Source organism: Campylobacter sp. IFREMER_LSEM_CL2090 (assembly GCF_025771865.1).
Lineage (GTDB): Bacteria > Campylobacterota > Campylobacteria > Campylobacterales > Campylobacteraceae > Campylobacter_D > Campylobacter_D lari_D.
Window position 1 is genome coordinate 24,439 of record NZ_JAKMRA010000006.1, and the last position, 18,301, is coordinate 42,739.

The window sequence follows — 18,301 nt, forward strand, 5'->3', positions numbered from 1 at the left end:
TTTGAGTTTATTTGGGATTTTAATGGATAAATTGTGTCAAAAAAGAGATGTTTTTTATATAGCTGGTTATGATCCTAGAGGATATAGGCATTATTATGCTATGTTTAAAAAAAATTTAGCCGAGCAAAATAAACTTTTAAATTATGATTATACTTTATCAAAAGCTCAAGTTAATATTTATCCTTTTTGGCAAATTCAAACCCCATATATAAGTACTTCTTACACCTTTTTAAGCTGGAATGATATAGTTAAAAAAAACTGGTCAGAAGGTATAAAAGATGCTTTGAGCGATTGTTATAGTTTTTTTAGAATTTATACCATCACAGGACTTTTTTTAAAATTTGGTAAAGAATCCCCACATCAACTTATCACAGGCTATTATCCATTTTTTTATGTACTTTTGAGTTTGATTTTTACTTTATTTTGTGCTTTTGGAAGCTTATTTTATTTGCAAAATTTTCATATTGTTTTGAGAATTTTAGCCTTTATTTTATCATTAGTATTTTTGCCAAAAATGCTTTATAAATTAGGCAAGAAATTAGCTGTTTTTTGGATAGCTAGAATTTGTTCTTTTTGTGCAAACTGGGAGAAAAATTCTCAAGGTGCGCTTGAGTTAAGAATGGATGATTTTGCTAGAGTTGTTTTTGAAAAACTAAAAGAAAATGTAAATGATAAAAACTATGAGCTCATCTTAAGCGCACATAGTGTAGGAACAGTACTTTGTATAAATGTTTTAGCAAAAGTGCTTAGAAAATGCGAAAAAGAAAATATTTCTTTTGAAAATTTAAAGGTTTTAACTTTAGGTGAGTGTATACCTTTAGTAAGCTATCAAAAAAGATCTTTTGGGTTTAGAAAAGATTTAGAGTATTTAGGAAGTAAAAATTTAATATGGTATGATTTTACTTCTATTATTGATGGAGCTTGTTTTGCACAAGTTGATTTTATACGCACAAGCGGAGTAAAAGCACAATTTAGTCCAAAATACCTTTCGGCTAAATTTCATACCTTATATAAAAGCAAAGATTATAAAAAAATCAAAAAAGATAAATACAAAGCACATTTTTTATATTTATTTGCCACGCAAATTCAAGGGGTGTATAACTTTTTTGAATTTATCATAGGTAAAAATAAATTAGAAGAAAAAATCAAATAGGAGGAAAACATGGGTCAGTGTCCTTTTCATCCAAAGCCTTATAAAAATAAAGCTTCTACATTAACTACTTTTTTACTAAAAAGAAGATCTTGGCTTGATGGACTTTATGAGCGAAGCTATAAGATGATGATGGGTAGAGTAAAAATGCCTGGATTTGATCTATATGTAGTAAATGATCCAAAAGAAGTTAGACGCATTATGGTAGATGAGGTTAGAGAATATCCAAAAAGTCAACTTTTGCATGAGCTTTTAGAACCACTTTTAGGTATAAGTATTTTTACAACTAATGATAGAGTATGGGAAAAGCAAAGAGAACTTTTAAGACCTTCTTTTGAAATGACAAGGATTTCTAAGGTTTTTAATTTGATGAGTGAAGCGGCTTCTGATATGATGGCAAGATTTGCAAAGTATGAAGATAAAGCGATTATAGAAGTAGATGAAGCTATGACTTTTGTGACTGCAGATGTGATTTTTAGAACTATCATGTCATCAAAACTTGATGAGCAAAAAGGTAAACTTGTTTTAGATGCTTTTGTAACTGTGCAAGAAGAAACAGTTAAAACAGCTATGCGAAGAATGTTTCGCTTCCCAACTTGGCTTTCAAATCTTTTAGGTGAGAGAAAAAGACTTAAAGCAGGTGGAGTTATACGCAAGGTTTTATCAGATATTATAAAGCCAAGATATGATAATGCCCTAAATGATCAAGGAAAATATGAAGATATTTTATCATCATTGCTTATGGTGGTAGATGCAGATACTAATGAGAGATTTTCTTTTAATGAAATTTTAGACCAAGTTGCCATGCTTTTCTTAGCAGGCCATGAAACCACTGCAAGTTCACTAACTTGGACACTATATATTTTAAGTATTTCTCCAAATGAGCAACAAAAAGCTTATGAAGAAATCATGCAAGTTGCGGGTGATGAAGAGTTTAAAATAGAACATATTAGAGCAATGAAATATCTTACAAATGTGTTTAAAGAAAGCTTAAGACTTTATCCACCAGTTGGCTTTTTTGCTAGAGAAGCAAGAAATGATAACAAAATGAGAGATAAGCTTATTAAAAAAGGTTCAGGTGTAGTGGTAGCTCCATGGCTTATTCATAGACATGATAGTTTTTGGGAAAATCCACATGAGTTTGATCCAAGTCGCCATGAAGATAAAAGCAAGATTAAAAAAGACACTTATATGCCTTTTGGTATGGGAGAGCGTGTGTGTATAGGGCAGGGTTTTGCTATGCAAGAGGCTGTTTTGATTTTAGCTAATATTTTAAGGACTTATAAGTTAGAATTAGAAGAAAATTTTATACCTGATATAGTAGGAAGACTTACTATAAGATCGGCAAATGGTATGAATATAAGATTTATAAAAAGGCAAAAATGAAAGAAAAATTAGCAGGAACTATACTACTTTGCGCTATCGTTCCTTTGGCGGTGATTAGTTATCTTTTTATTGTTATAGTGGGTACTTTTGGTAATCCTGCTAGGGTTAGACAAGGTGTGAGAGCGCTTGATCATTTTGTCAATGCTACTTTGTTTAATGGTTATGCTTGGGAGTCTTTATCATCCCATGCTTGGAGAGAGCGTGATAAAAGATGGGCTAAAATAGTTATTAAAATCACAGATTTTTTTGATAAAAATCACTGCCAAAAGGCAAATAAAAGAGAACAACCTATAGTGGATTTAGTTTTAGAAAGAAAGCTTACCGAGCAAACTGTCGGTAAGCAGCTTTAATTTTCTCCAAATAAAGCTTTAAGGTTTTTAAACGCTTCTTCTTGGTTATTAGTTTTATCTTCATTATTTACTTCATTAAGTTCTATCTCATATCCAAGAAGCATGCTAGCTAGGCGTATATTAATACCACTTTTTCCTATGGCTTTGCTTTTTTGTTCGCTATTTAGCGTTACAATAGCTTTTTTATCTTCGATACTAACTGAGTTTATAATGGCTGGAGCTAGGCTTCTTGTGATTAAAATTGCCATTTCATTAGAATACTCAATGCAGTCAATATTTTCATTTTTTAATTCTTTGCTTACAGCATTGATTCTAACTCCTTTTATACCCACAGTTGCTCCTACTGCATCAACACTCGGGCTATTAGCTTGCAAGATGATTTTTGCTCTCTCGCCTGGAATTCTTGCACTTGCATAAATATTTATAAGGCCATCTTTGATTTCAGGAACTTCAGCTTTTAATAAAGCTTCTAGAAATTTAGGGCTAGTTCTACTAAGTTCCATTCTCATACCCGATTTATCAATATATACATGTCTAATAACAGCTTTAATCACATCGCCTACTTTAAATTTTTCACCTTTGATACGATTTTTTCTAGGCAAATATGCACGAAACTCATCAATTTCCACATAAGTATTTTCTTCACTATCTACTCTTACTACGCTACCAAAAACCATATGTCCTACCATTTTTTGGTATTTTTCATAGATTTTTTCTTCTAAGAGTTTTTGAATGTTATATTCTAATTCTTTATGTAAGATATTTACAGCAGTACGGCCTAAATTTTCCAAAGAACATTCATAAGTTAGCTCATCGCCAATTTCTACATCTTTAGCTTCAGACCTTGCTTTACTTAAAGCGATAAAATGCTCATTTTCATTTTCTAATCTTTCATCATTATCAGCTACTACGATGATTTTTTGATAAAGTTGCAAATTTTTACCCGAATCAACAAAAAATTCGTATTTATCACCATAAATTTTCTTAGCAGTATTAATAAGTGCTTTTTTAACTCTTTCTCTTACATCTTCTATTTGTAAATTTTTCTCATTAGCAATGGATTCAATTATATCTGTGATTTTTTCCATAATGACAATACAACCTTAATTTTGGATTTTAAAAGTTTGAAGAATAAAATTATATCTTTAATAAGTTTAATTAAAAGTAAAATTTGCTATAATTTCAGATTAAAAAAACTTGAGGATGATGATATGGACTTAAAAATAGCAAGAACCTCTGTTGATGAAAAGCCAAAAAGTATAAGTTTAGAAAGTATTGAAAAGGCTGTGGATAAAGAAGGTCAAAAATTTTTCTATTTTGATAAAGACAATGCCCATAAGCAATTAATCGCTTTAGTAGAGCATTTTGAAAAAAAAGGAAAATGTGTTTATCATAGAACAATCAAATATGGTTTAGATGATGCAGATTTTATGTATGAGGTACATATTCTTTGAGTAAAAAACTTTTTATACAAACTTTAGGTTGTGCTATGAATGTGCGTGATTCAGAGCATATGATAGCTGAACTTAAAGAAAAAGAAAATTATGAATTAACTCAAGATGCAAAAGAAGCAGATTTGATTTTAATCAATACTTGCTCGGTGCGTGAAAAGCCTGTACATAAGCTTTTTTCAGAAGTTGGAAGTTTTGAAAAAATCAAAAAAAATGGTGCTAAAATAGGAGTTTGTGGTTGCACTGCTTCACATTTGGGAGATGAGATTTTTAAGCGTGCTCCTAGTGTGGATTTTGTTTTGGGCGCTAGAAATGTTTCTAAAATCACAAAGGCTGTAAATACTCCAAAATTTTTAGGTAATGATATAGATTTTGATGAGAGTAATTATGCTTTTGCAGATTTTAGAAATAGCCTTTATAAGACCTATATTAATATCTCCATAGGTTGTGATAAACATTGTACTTATTGTATAGTGCCTCACACAAGAGGAGATGAAATTTCTATACCTTTTGAGATTATTAAAAATGAAGCATTGAAAGCTGTTTCTAAGGGTGCTAAAGAGATTTTTTTACTAGGACAAAATGTTAACAATTACGGCAAAAGATTTTCTAATGCTCATGAAAAGATTAATTTTTCAGATCTTTTGGAAAAGTTAAGTGAAATTGAAGGTTTAGAGCGTATCCGCTTTACAAGCCCACATCCATTGCATATGGATGATAGATTTTTAGAGATTTTTTCTAAAAATTCTAAAGTATGTAAGTCTATGCATATGCCTTTACAAAGTGGTTCAAGTGAAATTTTAAAAGCTATGAAACGCGGTTATACTAAAGAGTGGTATTTAGATAGAGCATTGAAACTTCGTTCTATGTGTAAAGATGTGAGTATTTCTACTGATGTGATTGTGGCTTTTCCAGGTGAGAGTGATAAAGATTTTGAAGATACTATGGATGTACTTGAAAAAGTGCGATTTGAGCAAATGTTTTCTTTTAAATACTCTAAAAGACCATTAACTAAAGCTGCAACTATGCCAAATCAAATTCCTGATGATGTAGCTTCAAAACGCTTGAGTGTTTTACAAGCAAGACATACAGAAATTTTAGATGAAATTATTGTAAAACAAAAAGATAAAGAATTTGAAATTTTATTTGAAGAATTAAGAAGTGAAGGTTTTGTAGCAGGTAGAAGTGATAATAACTTTTTGATTCAAGTTAAAGGCAGTGAAGAGTTATTAGGACAAATGAAAAAAGTAAAAATCACCAATCCTAGGCGTATGGTGTTAAATGGCGAAATCCTTTAAGATTAATCTTTTAGCTTTTGGAATTTTTTTATTACAATGGCTAATTTTTTTAACTTGTAGAAAGGTTTATTTAGGGCAAAAGCTTCCAAAAAGATCATGTGTGATACTTTTTTGGCATGGGCGTCTTGCTCTAATGCCTTTTGCTTATCGTAAAATGGGTATTAAAGGAAAAAAAGCTTATGTGATGATTTCACATCATAAAGATGGAGAAATCATTGCTAGAAATATTGCTTTTTTTGGTTTGGATACTTTAAGAGGTAGCACAAGCAAAGGTGCCTTGGCTTTATTGAAACAATCTTTTAAAATTTTAGATCAAGGCGATGATGTGATTATCACTCCAGATGGGCCAAGAGGACCTTATCATAGTGTTTCAGATGGTTCTGTGATGATAGCTTTTAAAAAAAATGCTCCACTTTTTTTGCTAAATTATGAAGCAAGTTCTTTTTGGGAATTTAAAAGTTGGGATAAAATGATTTTACCTAAGCCTTTTTCTAAGATTACTTATAGATTAAGTGAAGAAATCAAAATACAAAATTTGAATTTAGAAGAAGCTAAAGTATTGATAAAAGAAAAATTTGATATGATAAGTCAAATAGATAAAGGATAAACACCATGTTATCTTTTTTTAGAAAGTATATTTTACAGCTTTTAATTTGTATTTGTTATGATGAAAAACAATACATTATAAGATGTCATACTTGGAAAAAATCTCAACCAGTCGATACTTTTGAAAAAAGTTTTGAAGATAAAGAAAAAGCAATAGAATATGTTAAAAATTTAAGTAAAGACTTTCAAATTTATTATATTTGTACTTTTTTTACACCTATTGCTCAAGGCGTTGTGCCAAGTTCAAATTTTAAAGAGCTTTCTAATTTTGGAGTAGAAGCAAATAATGTTAAATGTATTCCTTTTAATAATGCTTTGTTGTATATTTCCAATCAATCTTTGAGTTCTTACAAAGAAGATTATGAGGCTTTTGGTGGTTTAGATTTGCTTTACTCACCTTTTTCTTTGCTTTATCATTGTATAGCAAATAGAGGTTTTGAAGAAAAAATAGGCCTTTATGTGTATAGATATCATGATTTTGTTGCGATGTTAATTTGTAAAAATGAGATTATATTATTTGGAAGTTATTTTAATATAGCTAGTCAAAATTATGACGAAGTTGATTTTTTTGATGATATTAAGGAAGAATTTGATTTGCAAATTGATGATGAAAGCCAAGAGGAAGAAAATGAGCAAAATTATGATTTAAAAAGTTTAGAAGAGATGAGTAAAGAACTTGATAAGCTTGAAGATTTAGATGAGAATGAAGAACAGCTTCCTATGGAATCTTTAGAAAATTTTAGTTCAGATATGAAAATGATAGAATACATCATTTCAAGTGTAAAAGAATTTTATCATAATCCTTTGTATGATAATAGTTTTTTAGAAGAAATTGTAATTTTTGATGAGGAAAGTTTTAGTGCAACCTCGCTAGATTATTTAGAAAATGAGCTTTTTATAAAGCCAAAAGTAGAGCTTATAGATACTTTAAATTTGATGAATGAGCTTGTAGTTAAGGATTTGAAGCTATGAGATATAGTTTAATAAAGCCGAAGATAAAACCAGTTTTTAATCTTTTTACTAGAATTTGGATTTATTTTACTAGTATTAGTGTGTCTTTGATTTTTGTGGTGTTTATTGTTGTTGTTTTTAAAAGCTACTATGCATCTGTGCAACTTGATGATAAGAAAAAAGAATTGGCTCAAATCATAGCTCAAATTAATTCCAATAAACTTAAATATCAAGAATTAGTAAGACAAAATAATAAAGCAGAAATGATTTTAGGGGATTTAGAACAAGAACGAGAGAATGGTAAAAATAAAGTTTTATTAAAAAGTATTCAAAACCTTTTTACTTTAGTGCCTAAAAATATATCTTTAGATGAGGTTTTAATGGAAGATAGGTCGCTTATTTTAAGAGGTATTACACCTACTAAAGAAATGTTTGCTTTGTTGTTAGAAGCCCCATTAAGAAGTATTTTTTCAAATTCTCAAACAAGCTATTATCAATTAGAAAATGGGTGGTATCGCTTTGTTAGTGTAAATATTACTATACCAGAGGAAATGTATGAACAAAAAAGATAAGAGCTTAGAAGAAGCTGATATATTAAAGATATTGATTTATTCTTTTTCATTTGTTGCACTTTGTGCAATATTGATTTTATTCTTAATTGTACCTTTTTTGAAGGATTATAAAATCGAACATTCCAGATTAGCCGCTCAACAAATTCAAAATACCAAAGCATTAAATGAATTACAAGCTTTGGAAAAGGTTATTAGAGATTTTCAAAGTACAAACGCGCAAAATTTAGCTCAAATCAATGCGGAATTTTCTCAAAAAGAATTAATGGATTTTATGAAAAATTATTTTGATGATGTCAAAATAAATCTTATTCCTATTAAAAAAAGACAAGAATATTTAAAATATCAATTTGGAGTTAGCGTAAAGATGAAAAATCCACAAGCTTTTTATTCTTTTTTAAATGATTTACAAAGATATAAAAATTTAATAGAAATAAGTACGCCTGTTGAATTTAAATCAGAAGAAAAACACATTGATCTTAAATTTAGAATCAAAGTGTTTCATGCTTTAGCTATTCAAAAATAATTACTTCATTATTTTGATAAGGAGAGATTTTTTCTTCCTTTTTACTATCTTGTTTTATATCTTGAGCTTCTAAATTTTCTTGTGCTTTTGATTCTTCCTTGTTTTCTTTTATATTGGTTTTTAAACTAGAAGTGATTTCTTTGTAAAAAGCAATAAAAACTTTATCAATTTCCAAAGCACTAGCTGCAAGACTTTCATTTACTTGGGTTGGGACAGCACTATAAACTTGTCTAAAACTTTCTATACTTGCTTGACCTTTTATAGGATAGTTTAAAATAATAGGATCATTTAATTTTGCTGAACTTGTTGTGCTTTGGAAAGTATCTTCTTGATGCAAATTATTTAAATGACTTTGAGCTTCTAAAATAATCATAAAAGAAGATTCTACACTATCGCCTCCAAGACTTGAATTTCTTGTAACTTTATCCTCATATAAGTTAGCACTGATGGTAATATTAAAAACATAATCAGGATTTTCATTATCTATAGTATATCCTTTGCTTTCTAATAGTGCTTTACTATCTTTAAATAGCTGTTTTTTTAGTAATTCTAGGCTTTTATTGATTCTTTGATTTAGGGTAGATTGTTCAAAATAAGAACTATAAAAAGTATTTTTAATAATTTCTATTTCATTGATTTTAACTTTTGGGCTATTTTCTTTTGTATTGTTATGTTCTTCAAAAGAACTTTTAAAACTTGGCATAGAAATATAATAAGTTTTTTGATTACCAGTGCAAGCACTTAAAAATAAAATTATGCTAAAAAATAATAATATTTTTTTCATTTTCTCTCCTTGTTATTTTTATAATTATACAATTTTTTGCTATATTATGTGTTTTATTATAAAGGCTTTTTTATGGAATTTTGGCAAAATATTTATGCAAATTTTGATGTAGTGGCTTTTGAAATTTTTGGTTTAAAAGTGCATTGGTATGGTATTATGTATGTATTAGCCTTACTTGTTGCTTTAATGGTTGCAAAATACTATGCTATTAAAGACAATATGGGAATTTCAAAAGCTATGCTTGATAGTTATTTTATATGGGTTGAAATTGGTGTAATTTTAGGTGCAAGATTGGGTTATATTTTAATTTATGATGCAAATACTTTATGGTATCTTACGCATCCTTGGCAAATTTTTAATCCTTTTTATAATGGAGAATTTGTAGGAATTAGAGGTATGAGTTATCATGGCGCTGTTATAGGATTTTTAATAGCAACTTATGCTTTTTGTAAAAAAAATAAACAAAATTTATGGAAATATTTAGATTTGGTTGCTATTAGTGTGCCATGTGGTTATATTTTTGGGCGTATTGGAAATTTTTTAAATCAAGAGCTATTTGGTAGAGCTACGGATGTACCTTGGGGTATTTATGTAGATGGGATATTGCGTCATCCTTCGCAACTTTATGAAGCATTTTTAGAAGGTTTTATAGTTTTTATCATTTTATTATTGATAAAAAAATATAAAAAATACAATGGAGAGCTTATTGCTTATTATACAATTTTTTATGCTTTAGCGCGTTTTGTTTGTGAGTTTTATAGAGAGCCTGACTTTGGTATAGGCTTTGTTGCTTTTGGTATGAGTATGGGCCAAATTTTAAGTATTATAATGTTTTTATTAGGACTAATTTTATCTTTTTATTTAAGAAATATTAAAAAAAATTTATAAATTTTTATTTTTTTTAAGAATAAAAGTTCTATAATTGCTCCGATATTATAAATTATCAACTTTTTAAAGGAGTAAATATGAGCCAACTCATTGAAGGTTTTTTAGGCAAGAGTGTTGATGGCAAAAAAAGCAAAATGCCAGCAAAACTTGACTATATTCAAAGTGCAACAGGCTTGATTTTAGGCTTGTTTATGTGGGCACATATGTTTTTCGTTTCTACCATTTTGGTTAGTGATGATTTTTTTGATTCAGTAGTTCACTTTTTGGAACTAAAATTTATCATTGATAGCCCTATGATGAGCTACATCACTTCTTTTTTAGCCGCCTGTGTTTTAGTGATTTTCTTTGTGCATGCAGGTCTTGCAATGAGAAAATTTCCTATCAATTTTAGACAATATCAACTTTGTAGAACACACTTAAAATATATGAATCATGGTGATTCTTCTTTATGGTGGGTTCAAGCTGCAACTGGTTTTGTAATGTTTTTCCTAGGTTCAGCGCATTTGATTTTTGTTATAACTAATGCAGATAAAATCAGTGCTGATATGTCAGGCGATAGAGTGGTAAGTCATTTTATGTGGTTATTTTATATTGCCTTATTAATCTGTGTTGAGTTGCATGGAAGTATTGGTTTATATAGATTATGTGTAAAATGGGGTTGGTTTGAAGGTAAAGATGCAAAAGAAAGTCGTAAAAAACTTAAAAAAGCAAAATGGTTTATTAGTATTTTCTTCTTAGTTTTAGGTGTATTAAGCTTAGCTGCTTTTGCAAAAATAGGTCTTAATAATTACCAAAACAACTCTGTAGCACAAATAGTAAAAACTTATGATGGAGCTAAATATGAACATACAATATAGTGATGCTTTAGTTATTGGTGGTGGTCTTGCAGGTTTAAGAGCTGCTATTGAAGTTGCAAAAAGTGGTCAGAGTGTAACTTTATTAAGTATTTGTCCAGTTAAAAGATCTCACTCAGCTGCTGTACAAGGTGGTATGCAAGCAAGTTTAGGAAATAGTGTAAAAGGCGAAGGTGATAATGAAGATGTGCATTTTGCTGACACAGTAAAAGGATCTGACTGGGGCTGTGATCAAGAAGTAGCTAGAATGTTTGCGCAAACTGCTCCAAAAGCGGTTCGTGAGCTTGCTGCTTGGGGTGTGCCTTGGACTAGAGTTACAAAAGGACCTAGAACTGTTGTTATAAACGCTCAAAAAACTACTATCGAAGAAAAAGAAGAAGCGCATGGTCTTATAAATGCAAGAGACTTTGGTGGTACTAAAAAATGGAGAACATGTTATATAGCTGATGCAACAGGGCATTGTATGTTATATGGTGTGGCAAATGAAGCGATTAAACATCAAGTTAAAATCATTGATAGAATGGAAGCAGTAAGATTAATTCATGATGGTAAAAAATGTTTAGGAGCTATTGCTAGAGATTTAACTAATGGAGAATTAATTGCTTATGTTGCTAGAGGAACTATGATTGCAACAGGTGGTTATGGTAGAATTTATAAACAAACTACAAATGCTGTTATTTGTGAGGGAACAGGAGCTGCTATTGCACTTGAAACTGGACTTTGTAGACTTTCAAATATGGAAGCAGTGCAATTTCATCCAACTCCAATCGTGCCAAGTGGTATCTTACTAACTGAAGGTTGTAGAGGTGATGGTGGTATCTTAAGAGATGTTGATGGTTACCGCTTTATGCCTGATTATGAGCCTGAGAAAAAAGAACTTGCAAGTAGGGATGTTGTAAGTCGTAGAATGATGGAGCATATTAGAAAAGGAAAAGGGGTAAAAAGCCCTTATGGAGATCATTTATGGCTTGATATTTCTATCCTTGGTCGTGCTCATGTTGAAAAAAATCTTCGCGATGTTCAAGATATTTGTAAAACATTTAATGGTATTGATCCTGCTGATGAGGGTCCAAAAGGCTGGGCACCAGTTTTACCTATGCAACATTACTCAATGGGTGGTATTAGAACAAAACCAACCGGTGAAAGTCAATGGCTAAATGGTCTTTTTGCATGTGGTGAAGCAGCTTGTTGGGACATGCACGGATTTAACCGCTTGGGTGGAAATTCATGTTCAGAAACTGTTGTTGCAGGTATGATCGTAGGGGATTATTTTGCACAATATTGTAAAGAAAATGGTTCAGAAATTGATACAAACATCGTTAAATCTTTCCTTTCTAAAGAGTATGATTATTTAAAATCTCTTGTAAGTAAAGAAGGAAAACATGATGTATTTGAAATCAAAAACAGAATGAAAGACATTATGTGGGAAAAAGTAGCTATCTTTAGAACAGGTCAAGGTCTTGAAGAAGCGGTTAAAGAACTTGAAGAGTTATATCATAAATCACTTGATCTAAAAGTGCATGATAAAGAATTAAAATGTGCAAATCCAGAGCTTGAAGAAGCTTACAGAGTTCCAAGAATGCTAAAAATTGCTTTATGTGTTGCTTATGGTGCACTTTTAAGAACAGAAAGCCGTGGGGCTCATTATAGAGAAGATTATCCAAAAAGAGATGATTTAAATTGGATGAAAAGAACAAATACTTACTGGGTAGAAGGTGAAAGTATGCCTAGAGTTGAGTATGAAGATCTTGACATTATGAAAATGGAAATCCCACCTGCATTTAGAGGTTATGGTGCTAAAGGAAATATCATTGAAAACCCATTAAGTGAAAAACGCCAAGCTGAGGTTGATGCGATCCGTGAAAAAATGGAAGCAGAAGGCAAAGGTAGATATGAAATTCAACATGCTTTAATGCCTTATGAATTGCAAGCTAAATTTAAAGCGCCAAATCAAAGAATAGGAGTTGATTATGAGTAGAAAATTAACAATAAGAGCATTTAAATATAATCCATTAAGTAAAATTTCTAAGCCTCATTTTGTTACTTATGAGCTTGAAGAAACTCCATTTATGACGATTTTTGTGTGCTTAACTCAAATCAGAGAAAAAATGGATGCGGATTTGAGTTTTGACTTTGTATGTAGAGCAGGGATTTGTGGAAGCTGTGCTATGATGATCAATGGTAAGCCAAAACTTGCTTGTAAAACATTGACAAAAGACTATCCAGATGGCGTTATAGAGCTTATGCCTTTGCCTGCATTTAGACATATTAAAGATTTGAGTGTTAATACAGGTGAGTGGTTTGATGGTATGTGTAAGCGCGTTGAAAGCTGGGTGCATAATGAAAAAGAAACAGATATTTCTAAACTTGAAGAGCGTATTGAGCCAGAAGTTGCTGATGAGACTTTTGAACTTGATCGTTGTATAGAGTGTGGAATTTGTGTTGCTTCTTGTGCGACTAAGTTGATGAGACCTGACTTTATCGCAGCTACTGGGCTTTTAAGAACAGCTAGATATTTACAAGATCCACATGATCACAGAACTATAGAGGATTTTTATGAATTAGTGGGCGATGATGATGGTGTATTTGGATGTATGTCTTTACTTGCATGTGAAGATAATTGTCCAAAAGAACTACCTTTACAAAGTAAAATTGCTTATATGAGAAGACAGCTTGTCGCTCAAAGAAACAAATAATCCTAGCCCCCAAGAAAAGGGGGCACTTAAAACCTTACTAAAACAAATTTGGCAAAATCATAGTGTTTATCTTGATACAAATACACTTTTTGATGAAAGTTTAATTGATGCTCAAAAAGCAGCAATTCTTTTAAGTACTAATCTTGATAATTATGAAAGATTTAGCGCTTTAAATGAATTTAAAAATTTGATGAAAAGTTTAAATTTACGCTTAGATCTTTATGGTATACAGTATGCACAGGTTTGTTTTATTAATGCTTTAAATTTGGGAATTTTAGACAAAAACGAGCTTTTAAAAGCTTTGGAAAAACTTCAAAAAATCACCAATAATACTTTAATATGTGCTTTTGTATCTAGGCAAAAAGTTATTCAAAAAGATTACAAGCAAGAAGTTAAAAACTCACATCAAACACTAGATCTCATTAATCAAAACTTACAAGAGCTTTGCGAGGATGAAAAAGCTCAAAAACTCTTACAAGAAGCTTTGGTTAAATTTGGTAATATTGATTTTTCTATCGCGGTAACGGGTGTGGTAAATGCAGGTAAATCAAGCATGCTAAATGCACTTTTAAAAAAAGATTTTTTAGGTGTATCTAATGTGCCTGAAACTGCAAATTTGAGTGTTTTAAAATACGGCAAAGACCAAAAAGCTAAGATATATTTTTGGAATGATGAAGAATGGCAAGATATTTTAAAAAGCTCTAAAGATAATCAAGACATGCAAGAACTTATAAAACAACTCGAGCAAAATTTTAATCTAAATGAATATCTTGAAAAAGAAAATAAAAATATAGAAATAAAAATTGAAGAATTAAAAAATTATACTAGCGCAAAAAACAAAATCTCAGCACTTATTAAAAAAATAGAGCTTTTTTCATCGCTTGATTTTTTAAAAGATAATGTTTGTATAGTTGATACTCCAGGACTTGATGATGTTATTATCCAAAGAGAACTTTTAACAAAAGATTATATAAGCAAGGCTGACTTTTTAATTCACCTTATGAATGCTTCTCAAAGTCTTAGTCAAAAAGATTGTGATTTTATTATAGAATGTTTGCTAACTTCAAGGGTAAGTAAGCTTTTGATTGTGCTTACTAAGGCTGACTTGCTTAGTCAAAAAGACTTGCAAGAAGTAATTAGCTATACTAAAAATAAACTCAAAGAAAATTTAGTACAAAAGCAGCTTAGCCAAGAATTATTAGATAATTTAGATTTTGTGTGTATTTCTTCAAAATTAGCTAATGATTTTTATCAAAAAAAAGGTGGGAATTTAGAACAAAGTAATATTTTAACACTAGAAGAACTTATAGCTAAAAGCTTATATGATAAAAACAAAATTGCTCTAAGTGCTTATAAAAAAGAATTATTATTACATTTAGAAAAAATAGAAGAAAAAATTAAATTTTCTAATAAAATGCTAAATTATGAAAGCTTTGAGCTTGATAAGCAAAATCAAACTATTATCAATGATTTTAAAGCAAAAAAAGAAAAATTAATGCAAGTAAAAGCAGAGCTAAGTGCTATTTTTAGCACAAAAGATGAAAATACTCAAGAGATTTTAACACTTTTGCATTTACTAGCTAAGAAATTAAAAGAAAAACTTATAGATGAGCTAAAATATAATCAAAATAATAAAATCAAAAACAACACTCAAAGACTAAATACTATCATTGATATGACTTTAAAAGATGGAATTTTTGATCTTTTAAGAGAGCTAAAACAGCAAAGTGAGTATAAAATTAATGAGCTTAAAACCACACTAAGTGTGAAATATGATTTTTTAAAAGCTATTTTAGAGCAAAATTGTGATGATTTTAAAAGTAAGGTTGAAACAAAAATAGAAAGCATTTTTACCAATGATCTTTTTATGGCATTAAAAGCAGGACTTTTAAAAAATTTAGAATCCACGCAAGATATTTATAAATTAGAAAGCTCTTTAGAAAATCAAATTTTAGAAAAATTACAAACATTCAATATAGAAAAAATCGCTCTAGATTTAAAAAATAATCAAGAATTTTTTACTAATTTAGAATTTAGTTTAAATTTATACGAAAAAGAACAAGAAGAGCAAATCAAAGACTTAAAAGACTTGATTTTACAAATAGAACAAAACGAGCAAAACTCCAAAGAACTTTTAGAAAAAAATAATACAAAATTACAAAGTTTAAAGACTTTAAAAACGGAGCTTTTAAATGCAAAATGATTTGATTAATGAATTTTTAAAAGCTTATGAAAATGCTTATTGTAAAAGCTTTGATGATAGTTTTGAAGGAAAGATTTTAGCAATCAAAAATGCATTTTTAGAACCGAGTTTGCATTTAAATGATGTCTTTTTAAAAGATCTTGAAATGATTATAGCTAGCTATAAAAGAGCCATTAATGTGGCCATTATAGGGCAATTTTCTAGTGGTAAATCTACGCTTTTAAATTTAATTTTACAAAAAGAATGCCTGCCAACAGGCGTGGTGCCAGTGACTTTTAAGCCTACTTTTTTACGCTATGCTAAGGAGTATTTTTTAAGAGTTGAATATGAAGATGGCAGTGATGAGATTGTTGATATAGACGAACTTTCTAAATTTAGCGATCAAAGAAATGAGTTAAAAGAAACTAAAAGTTTGCACCTTTTTGCGCCTATTGAACTTTTAAAAGATATCACACTTATAGATACCCCAGGTTTAAATGCAAACACCACCGATACGCTAACTACTTTTAAAGAGCTTTCTTTTATGCATAGTGCTATTTGGCTTAGTTTGATTGATAATGCAGGTAAAAAAAGTGAAGAAGATGCTATAAAGGCAAATGCTAAGCTTTTAGAGCGTGGTGGAATTTGCGTGCTTAATCAAAAAGACAAGTTAAGTCAAGATGAGCTAGAAAATGTTTTAAATTATGCACATTTAGTTTTTGATAAGTATTTTGAAAAAATCATCGCAATTTCATGCAAAGAAGCAAAATTTGATTTGCAAAAGTCAAATTTACCTTTGCTTTATGAGTATTTAAAAGAACTTGATTATGAGTGCATTAAAAAAGATTTTATTAAAGAAAAACTTAGTAATTTATGCGAGCTTTTGTCAAATCAATATGATTTATTTCAAAATGCGCTAGAGCAATTAGAGCTTAAATTTAATACTATTTTGCAAACTTTCAAAACAAGCAAGCTAGAGCAAAAAATCAAAATTTTAAATTATAATTGCTTAGATAAATTAAAACTTGTTGGAGAAAAAATTGCTCAAGAAATTTTAAAATTTATCAAAGAAAAAGATAGTAGTTATTATAAAGAAGCTAAGGGTTTATTTAAGAAAAATCTTTATGAAAAAGTTGCTTATAAAGCACCATATCTTTCAAGTGATGATGCGTTTTTGGCTATGTTTTATAACTCTGAAGCAATGAATAAGGAATTTAAAATATTAAAAAATGAAATCGCTTTAGAATTTAGTCAAATTAAAGATGATTTTTCCTTATTTTTTACTCATTTAGAAGAGCAAATTTTGCTTTTTAAGGCTCAATTTTCAAATTTACAAAAAGAAAATGCCTTAGAAAGTGAAAAAGAATTTGCTAGTTTTAGAAGCTTTGCTAGTGCTAGTGAAGAACTTTTTTTAAAAGATTTTAAACAATTATTGTTTAAAAGCCAACTTGAACTTGATCTATTTTTAGAAAAGCTTAATCTAAAGGCTTTGGCAAATTATGAAAGTGCTACTAAACTTACTTTGGGATTTTTTAGTACTAAAATGAATGCAAGTAAAGAATTTTACGAGCTTGATAGCACTGAGTTTAGCTTGTATCATCCTAAAGCAAGTGAAGTACATCAAAGAGTATTAACCGAGCTTAATGTATATGAATTTGAAGATTTGCTTTTAAATAAGCCTGTAGTTTTAAAAATTTATAAAAATTATATGCAAAGTTTTGTTGATTTTATTGAGACTAAAAGACAGATTATTTTGAATTTAAAAAGTGAATTTGAGGCTAAAAAATCAATGATTTCTAGCATCAAATCCCAAATTTCTAAGCTTTAAAAATTTTTTCTAAGTGCGCTTTATAATTTGTGAAATATTCTTGTACTTGAGGATTTTTGATTACATCGTTTGCTATGAAAGTAGGCAAAGCACTCATTCCTAAAAACTCATGTGCTTTGTGAAAGTGTAAATACACTCCATCAACTCCGGCTCCATTAAAGAATTCATTCTCATCATCAAAAGCTTGCATTGGAGCATTCCAAGTTAGCGAAAGCATGTATTTTTTATTTTTTAAAAGCCCACCTGTGCCATAATTTTTAGTAGGTTCATTATGACTTCTACCATCGTTTTTATAAAACACTCCATGTCCTGCTGTGAAAACATCGTCAATGTATTTTTTCACTATCCAAGGCTCTCCCATCCACCAACCAGGCATTTGCCAAATCAAAACATCAGCATTTAGAATTTTTTCTACCTCATCGTTTGTGTTATAACCTTGATCTATGTGTGTTTGTTGGGTTTGTAAACCAAGTTCTTGTAAAGTCTTAAGTGCAAGCTCATGCAAGCTTGTGTTTAGTCTTCCTTTGGAGTGTCCAAATTCTTTTGCACCATTTAATAATAATACTTTTTGCATATTTTTCCTTTTTATGTTTTTTAAAATTATAATTTAACTATAACTATATTTCAATGCCGAAGTTTATGTAAGATACTATATTATAAGAAAGTTTAAAACAAATATGTTACTTTTTATGATTGATTTTTTTAAAATAATACAAAAATAGTATTATTTTTTTTATTTAAGACTATATTAAAAAATCAAGGAATAGAATTGATATGATTTG

The 18,301-nt window shown here is 29.6% G+C and carries 18 protein-coding genes; 15 read left to right on the forward strand and 3 right to left on the reverse strand.

Translation table 11 applies throughout. The features are described from left to right. The first annotated feature begins 22 nt into the window (after positions 1-22). Genes L8V85_RS04580 through L8V85_RS04590 form a run of 3 tightly spaced genes read left to right on the forward strand, consistent with a single transcriptional unit; the run spans position 23 to position 2,886 of the window. Entirely contained in the window at positions 23-1,153 is a 1,131-nt protein-coding gene (locus tag L8V85_RS04580; protein ID WP_263737558.1) for a DUF829 domain-containing protein, read from the forward strand. 9 nt (positions 1,154-1,162) lie between these two features. Beyond that, positions 1,163-2,536, forward strand: a complete 1,374-nt coding sequence (locus L8V85_RS04585) for a cytochrome P450 (protein ID WP_263737559.1) — start codon at positions 1,163-1,165, stop codon at positions 2,534-2,536. Beyond that, positions 2,533-2,886: a membrane protein gene (locus L8V85_RS04590; protein WP_039627957.1), complete on the forward strand. Its 354-nt coding sequence runs from the start codon at positions 2,533-2,535 to the stop codon at positions 2,884-2,886. The genes L8V85_RS04585 and L8V85_RS04590 overlap by 4 nt, the downstream gene beginning before the upstream one ends. Here the strand turns inward: L8V85_RS04590 and nusA are convergent. Further along, complete coding sequence (gene nusA, locus L8V85_RS04595) at positions 2,883-3,974, reverse strand: transcription termination factor NusA (RefSeq protein WP_070255882.1); 1,092 nt, start codon at positions 3,972-3,974, stop codon at positions 2,883-2,885. The two genes, L8V85_RS04590 and nusA, sit on opposite strands and share 4 nt — an antisense overlap. A gap of 123 nt (positions 3,975-4,097) precedes the next feature. Here nusA and L8V85_RS04600 point away from each other — a divergent pair, with 123 nt between their 5' ends. From L8V85_RS04600 to L8V85_RS04625, 6 genes are read left to right on the forward strand one after another with little or no spacing between them, the layout of a single operon-like run. Further along, on the forward strand, positions 4,098-4,340 hold the full coding sequence (locus tag L8V85_RS04600; RefSeq protein WP_070255886.1) for an HP0268 family nuclease: 243 nt from the start codon (positions 4,098-4,100) through the stop codon (positions 4,338-4,340). After that, positions 4,337-5,635: a tRNA (N6-isopentenyl adenosine(37)-C2)-methylthiotransferase MiaB gene (gene miaB, locus L8V85_RS04605; RefSeq protein WP_263737560.1), complete on the forward strand. Its 1,299-nt coding sequence runs from the start codon at positions 4,337-4,339 to the stop codon at positions 5,633-5,635. The genes L8V85_RS04600 and miaB overlap by 4 nt, the downstream gene beginning before the upstream one ends. Next, complete coding sequence (locus L8V85_RS04610) at positions 5,619-6,242, forward strand: lysophospholipid acyltransferase family protein (RefSeq protein WP_263676352.1); 624 nt, start codon at positions 5,619-5,621, stop codon at positions 6,240-6,242. Before miaB ends, L8V85_RS04610 begins: the two co-directional genes overlap by 17 nt. A 5-nt stretch (positions 6,243-6,247) precedes the next feature. Further along, positions 6,248-7,213 (forward strand): hypothetical protein, encoded by a 966-nt coding sequence (locus tag L8V85_RS04615; RefSeq protein ID WP_263737561.1) that lies wholly within the window; start codon positions 6,248-6,250, stop codon positions 7,211-7,213. Beyond that, positions 7,210-7,764: a hypothetical protein gene (locus L8V85_RS04620; RefSeq protein WP_220566268.1), complete on the forward strand. Its 555-nt coding sequence runs from the start codon at positions 7,210-7,212 to the stop codon at positions 7,762-7,764. The genes L8V85_RS04615 and L8V85_RS04620 overlap by 4 nt, the downstream gene beginning before the upstream one ends. Further along, positions 7,748-8,287: a hypothetical protein gene (locus L8V85_RS04625; RefSeq protein WP_070255897.1), complete on the forward strand. Its 540-nt coding sequence runs from the start codon at positions 7,748-7,750 to the stop codon at positions 8,285-8,287. Before L8V85_RS04620 ends, L8V85_RS04625 begins: the two co-directional genes overlap by 17 nt. Here the strand turns inward: L8V85_RS04625 and L8V85_RS04630 are convergent. Then, entirely contained in the window at positions 8,274-9,071 is a 798-nt protein-coding gene (locus L8V85_RS04630) for a membrane lipoprotein lipid attachment site-containing protein (RefSeq protein WP_263737562.1), read from the reverse strand. The two genes, L8V85_RS04625 and L8V85_RS04630, sit on opposite strands and share 14 nt — an antisense overlap. A gap of 72 nt (positions 9,072-9,143) precedes the next feature. On the opposite strand from L8V85_RS04630, the gene lgt reads away from it, so the two are divergent. The 6 genes from lgt to L8V85_RS04660 all read left to right on the forward strand — a co-directional run bounded on the left by lgt (position 9,144) and on the right by L8V85_RS04660 (position 17,519). Further along, complete coding sequence (gene lgt / locus L8V85_RS04635; RefSeq protein WP_263664654.1) at positions 9,144-9,959, forward strand: prolipoprotein diacylglyceryl transferase; 816 nt, start codon at positions 9,144-9,146, stop codon at positions 9,957-9,959. Positions 9,960-10,036: 77 nt separating this feature from the next. Beyond that, the gene (locus tag L8V85_RS04640) at positions 10,037-10,816 is read left to right on the forward strand and encodes a fumarate reductase cytochrome b subunit (protein WP_070255907.1); all 780 of its coding nucleotides are present in this window, start codon (positions 10,037-10,039) and stop codon (positions 10,814-10,816) included. Continuing rightward, complete coding sequence (locus L8V85_RS04645) at positions 10,800-12,791, forward strand: fumarate reductase flavoprotein subunit (protein ID WP_220566271.1); 1,992 nt, start codon at positions 10,800-10,802, stop codon at positions 12,789-12,791. The genes L8V85_RS04640 and L8V85_RS04645 overlap by 17 nt, the downstream gene beginning before the upstream one ends. Continuing rightward, positions 12,784-13,509, forward strand: coding sequence for a fumarate reductase iron-sulfur subunit (locus L8V85_RS04650; protein ID WP_012661078.1), 726 nt, complete (start codon positions 12,784-12,786; stop codon positions 13,507-13,509). Before L8V85_RS04645 ends, L8V85_RS04650 begins: the two co-directional genes overlap by 8 nt. After that, a complete protein-coding gene (locus tag L8V85_RS04655; RefSeq protein WP_263737563.1) occupies positions 13,487-15,712 on the forward strand; it encodes a dynamin family protein in 2,226 nt (741 codons plus the stop codon). Before L8V85_RS04650 ends, L8V85_RS04655 begins: the two co-directional genes overlap by 23 nt. Then, positions 15,702-17,519, forward strand: a complete 1,818-nt coding sequence (locus L8V85_RS04660; RefSeq protein ID WP_263737564.1) for a dynamin family protein — start codon at positions 15,702-15,704, stop codon at positions 17,517-17,519. Before L8V85_RS04655 ends, L8V85_RS04660 begins: the two co-directional genes overlap by 11 nt. Here L8V85_RS04660 and L8V85_RS04665 read toward each other — a convergent pair. Further along, on the reverse strand, positions 17,509-18,093 hold the full coding sequence (locus tag L8V85_RS04665) for an NAD(P)H-dependent oxidoreductase (protein ID WP_133319433.1): 585 nt from the start codon (positions 18,091-18,093) through the stop codon (positions 17,509-17,511). The genes L8V85_RS04660 and L8V85_RS04665 overlap by 11 nt on opposite strands. Positions 18,094-18,301: the final 208 nt, after the last annotated feature.

Bases quoted from the DNA above. Each gene is read 5' to 3' on its own strand.
- nusA (WP_070255882.1), bottom strand. From the start codon at position 3,974: ATGGAAAAAATCACAGATATAATTGAATCCATTGCTAATGAGAAAAAT.
- L8V85_RS04600 (WP_070255886.1), top strand. From the start codon at position 4,098: ATGGACTTAAAAATAGCAAGAACCTCTGTTGATGAAAAGCCAAAAAGT.
- lgt (WP_263664654.1), top strand. From the start codon at position 9,144: ATGGAATTTTGGCAAAATATTTATGCAAATTTTGATGTAGTGGCTTTT.
- L8V85_RS04615 (WP_263737561.1), top strand. From the start codon at position 6,248: ATGTTATCTTTTTTTAGAAAGTATATTTTACAGCTTTTAATTTGTATT.
- L8V85_RS04585 (WP_263737559.1), top strand. From the start codon at position 1,163: ATGGGTCAGTGTCCTTTTCATCCAAAGCCTTATAAAAATAAAGCTTCT.
- L8V85_RS04645 (WP_220566271.1), top strand. From the start codon at position 10,800: ATGAACATACAATATAGTGATGCTTTAGTTATTGGTGGTGGTCTTGCA.
- L8V85_RS04620 (WP_220566268.1), top strand. From the start codon at position 7,210: ATGAGATATAGTTTAATAAAGCCGAAGATAAAACCAGTTTTTAATCTT.
- L8V85_RS04650 (WP_012661078.1), top strand. From the start codon at position 12,784: ATGAGTAGAAAATTAACAATAAGAGCATTTAAATATAATCCATTAAGT.
- L8V85_RS04660 (WP_263737564.1), top strand. From the start codon at position 15,702: ATGCAAAATGATTTGATTAATGAATTTTTAAAAGCTTATGAAAATGCT.
- L8V85_RS04640 (WP_070255907.1), top strand. From the start codon at position 10,037: ATGAGCCAACTCATTGAAGGTTTTTTAGGCAAGAGTGTTGATGGCAAA.
- L8V85_RS04625 (WP_070255897.1), top strand. From the start codon at position 7,748: ATGAACAAAAAAGATAAGAGCTTAGAAGAAGCTGATATATTAAAGATA.
- L8V85_RS04590 (WP_039627957.1), top strand. From the start codon at position 2,533: ATGAAAGAAAAATTAGCAGGAACTATACTACTTTGCGCTATCGTTCCT.
- L8V85_RS04610 (WP_263676352.1), top strand. From the start codon at position 5,619: ATGGCGAAATCCTTTAAGATTAATCTTTTAGCTTTTGGAATTTTTTTA.
- L8V85_RS04580 (WP_263737558.1), top strand. From the start codon at position 23: ATGGATAAATTGTGTCAAAAAAGAGATGTTTTTTATATAGCTGGTTAT.
- L8V85_RS04630 (WP_263737562.1), bottom strand. From the start codon at position 9,071: ATGAAAAAAATATTATTATTTTTTAGCATAATTTTATTTTTAAGTGCT.
- L8V85_RS04665 (WP_133319433.1), bottom strand. From the start codon at position 18,093: ATGCAAAAAGTATTATTATTAAATGGTGCAAAAGAATTTGGACACTCC.